4 protein-coding genes and 1 tRNA gene are annotated in these 3,433 nt (G+C 67.8%); 4 read left to right on the top strand and 1 reads right to left on the bottom strand.

Annotation, left to right across the window (positions count from 1 at the left end):
- The 3 genes from FKP22_RS24695 to FKP22_RS24680 all read left to right on the top strand — a co-directional run.
- A partial coding sequence (locus tag FKP22_RS24695) for a helix-turn-helix transcriptional regulator (RefSeq protein WP_141290307.1) occupies window positions 1–570 on the top strand: 570 nt, incomplete at its 5' end.
- 393 nt (window positions 571–963) lie between these two features.
- Window positions 964–1,055, top strand: a tRNA-Ser gene (locus tag FKP22_RS24690).
- Between the two features lie 143 nt (window positions 1,056–1,198).
- On the top strand, window positions 1,199–1,771 hold the full coding sequence (locus FKP22_RS24680; RefSeq protein ID WP_141290306.1) for an HNH endonuclease: 573 nt from the start codon (window positions 1,199–1,201) through the stop codon (window positions 1,769–1,771).
- 107 nt (window positions 1,772–1,878) lie between these two features.
- Here FKP22_RS24680 and FKP22_RS24675 read toward each other — a convergent pair whose 3' ends face one another.
- Window positions 1,879–2,115 carry a hypothetical protein gene (locus FKP22_RS24675; protein WP_141290305.1) on the bottom strand — a complete coding sequence of 79 codons (237 nt, stop codon included), beginning with the start codon at window positions 2,113–2,115 and terminating at the stop codon, window positions 1,879–1,881.
- A gap of 264 nt (window positions 2,116–2,379) precedes the next feature.
- Between FKP22_RS24675 and FKP22_RS24670 the strand changes: the two genes are divergently transcribed.
- Window positions 2,380–3,433 (top strand): 3-hydroxyacyl-CoA dehydrogenase NAD-binding domain-containing protein (locus FKP22_RS24670; RefSeq protein ID WP_170201069.1); only part of this gene is annotated, 1,054 nt, incomplete at its 3' end.

The raw sequence follows: 3,433 nt of genomic DNA, 5'->3' as shown, positions 1-3,433 counted from the left end.
GTGCGCGGGCTGCTGGTGAAAAGCCTGCCCACGCTGATCCGCACCCGAGCCCGCACCGGCGCCAACCGCGAACTGGTGCACGCGCTGCCCAGCTTCATGGCGGCCGAGCTGCGCAACCGGCGGCCAGGCAGCGCGGTCATCATCGAGCGCCTGGCCGAGATCTTCCTGGTGCAGGTGGTGCGCGCGCATTTCGAGGCCGCGGCACCGGTGGCTCAAACACCGAGCCTGATGGCGGCCTTCTTCGAGCCGCGCCTGAATGCCGGGCTGAACTTCATGCACGCGCGCTGCCACGAGCCCTTGACCTTGGCGCAGATCGCCAGCGCGGCGGGCATGTCCCGCTCGGCCTTCGCGCAGCGTTTCAAGGCCACCACCGGCGAGATGCCCATGGCCCACCTGGCCGAGTGGCGGCTGCTGAAGGCCGCCCAACTGCTGGCCAGCTCCGACCAGTCCATCGCCCAGGTGGCGGCCGCCTGCGGCCACCGCTCCACCGAAGGATTCAGCCGTGCCTTCAAGCGGCGCCATGGGCAGAGCCCGGCGCAATGGCGGGCCACCGCCGCGGCGGCAGCCTGAAGTCACCGTTGTTGTTTTTCATCTGCCAGCGTCAACCGCATTGACAGAAATGGTAAAGACTATTTACAGTTCCACCCAGTTCAACGCAGCACCCGAGACTTCATCGTGACCGCCACCTTTTCGTTCCACCGCCACCGCGCCCACGGCCTTGCCGTGTGCTTGCGCGTGGGCGGCGGTTCGCGTGGCATCGCGATGAAAGGACGCGTCGGGCGCGATGCAGGCAGTCACCTGTATCGGCCATCGAGTTCGCACCAGCAGCAGGCGTGGCTGGGGGATTCGACGCATCCGGGAGAGGACCGCGCATAGCCGCGCACCCTCGTCGCTCTGTACCCACACAGAGGCCCGGACACCCGCAAGGTGCCCGGGCCTTTTTGTTTTTCCCAATCGCTCAACGGAGAGCTGCCCGAGTGGCAAGGGGCCGGCTTGCTAAGCCGAGGCCGGTGACGAGAGTCGCCGCGAGCGTTCGATCCGCTCGCTCTCCGCCAACCTTGTTTCCTCGACCCGAATGCGGTGTGGTCGAGTGGCCTCAGACACCAGCCTTTGAAGCTGGGGACCTTGGTTCGAATCCAAGCGCCGCTGCCATTCACCCAGGTCCTTGTCCACCCGCGGCCATGAAAGGAGGCCCGCCATGCATCGCCCTCACCAACACGTGTTGCAGCTCGACATCCAGGGCACGCCGCAGGCGTGGATCTCGCTCGAACAGGCTGTTGTGCACATCGCCACCGGCTCGGTCGCCTGGACCGATGGTGACGGCCCGCTGGCCACGCTGCGCGGCGGTACCAACGTCGCCAGCGGCCGGCAGTCGCTGATCAAGGTGCACCCGATCATCGCGTTGCGGGGCGCCTCGAAGCTGAACCTGTTCGACGTGGTGCCCGGCTTCACCAAGGCCAAGCTGCTGCGGCGCGACCGCATGACCTGCGCCTACTGCGGCCAGCGCTTCCAGGAGCGCGAGCTGCAGTGTGAACACATCCAGCCCGAGTCACGCGGCGGCGGCTGGACCTGGATGAACCTGGTCGCGGCCTGCGGCCCGTGCAACAACCGCAAGGCCGCCCGCACGCCCGAGGAAGCCGGCATGCCGCTGCTGTACCTGCCCTACGTGCCCAGCCGGTTCGAAAGCTTCCTGCTCGAAGGCCGGCACATCCGGGCCGACGTGCACGAGTGGCTGGCCGCGCGGCTGCCCAAGGGCTCGCGGCTGAACTGAGCCCTCGCGATTTCGCGGGGGTCTCTCAAGAAAACGCAGGGCCGCCCCAAGTTTTCTTGACCCCCTCGGGGGGCCTGGCGACCGAAGGGCGCCAGGTTTGGGGGCGCTCAACAGCGGCCGGAGCGCCGGCTGCGCGGCTGCAGCTTGTCCAGCTCTGCGATCTGCTGCTTAAGCAGGATCAGCAAGGTGCGGGCGTGCTCGACGGGCATGCGCAGGCGGCTGCTGGCAGCGCCTTCGTCGCGTGGCGGAAGGTTCACCACCGTGAGGTCCACGCGGAGTTCGATCAGGCCCATGTCGTGTCTGGCCGACTTCAGGTTCTGGACTTCAATGTCGTAGGTCTTCAAGCGCGTTCTCCTGCGTTCTGGGCAATGCGCGATTGTCGGCTGGCGGGGACCCGCTTGCCGCCAGCGCACCCTGCCAACCCGACCGCCCCTCGGGCACGGGTTTCCACCAAGTCCCTGAACTTGCGCTGGATCAACACCGGATCTATTATTTACCGATCGGTCGGTCAATTGTGTCTGACCTGCCACCGGTGCTTTCCCGCCCCAACACCGCGCATGGCTTCGCCCATGATGACCGGCTCACTCGGCCGGACGCTGCAGAACCCCATGAGCTCTTTCTCCAAGCTTGATCCGTCCACCCGCGTTGCCGTGATCGGCGCCGGCAGCATGGGTGCCGGCATTGCCCAGCTGGCCGCGCAGGCCGGCCATGAGGTCTGCCTGTTCGACCTGGCGCCCGGCGCGGCGGCCAAGGCCATCGCCCGCATCGGTGCGGACCTGGACCAGGCCGTGCAGCGCGGCCGGCTGACGGTTGACGAACGCGCCACCGTGGGCAGCCGCCTGCGCGCCACCGAGCAACTGGCCGAACTGGCCGGCTGCGGCCTGGCGGTGGAAGCCATCGTCGAACGGCTGGAGCCCAAGCAGGGCCTGTTCCGCCAACTGGAGGAACTGCTGGGCGACGAGGCGGTGCTGGCCACCAACACTTCGTCGATCTCCATCACCGCGATTGCCTTCGGCCTGAAGCGCCCCGCTCGCCTCGTCGGCTGGCACTTCTTCAACCCGGCCACGCGCATGAAGCTGGTCGAGATCATTGGCGGCGTGGAGACCGCACCGGCCTTGGTCGATGCGATGCGCGTGCTGTCGCTGGCCTGGGGCAAGACGCCGGTGGACGCGCCGAACGCGCCCGGCTTCATCGTCAACCGAGTGGCCCGCCCGTATTACGCCGAAGGCTTCAAGCTGCTGGCCGAGCGCGTGGCCGAAGCGCCGGCCATCGACCGCCTGCTGCGGGAGGCCGGCGGCTTTGCGATGGGCCCGTTCGAGCTGACCGACCTGATCGGCCAGGACGTGAACCTCTCGGTCACCGAGTCGGTCTTCCAGGCCACTGGTTACGACCCACGCTACGCACCGAATTTGATCCAGCAGGAGCTGGTGCGCGCAGGTCGCCTGGGCCGCAAGAGCGGGCGCGGCTTTTACGACCATGCCAAGGATGCCGCAGCGCCTGTCGTCACGCTGGTCACGCCCGCAGCCAACCCACCCTCGGTGCGGGCGCCGCGCGACGCCGGCCTGCTCGCGCCGCTACTGCAGCGCCTGGCAACAGCCGGCGTGAGCATCCACGTGGACAGCACGCTGCCAGCCGAACACCTGCAGCTTGGCGAATTGCAGC

Origin of the sequence: Ideonella azotifigens, from assembly GCF_006519715.1 — a bacterium.
Lineage (GTDB): Bacteria > Pseudomonadota > Gammaproteobacteria > Burkholderiales > Burkholderiaceae_C > Ideonella > Ideonella azotifigens.
This window is presented reverse-complemented; position numbering and strand designations above follow the sequence as displayed.

Bases quoted from the DNA above. Each gene is read 5' to 3' on its own strand.
- FKP22_RS24680 (WP_141290306.1), top strand. From the start codon at position 1,199: ATGCATCGCCCTCACCAACACGTGTTGCAGCTCGACATCCAGGGCACG.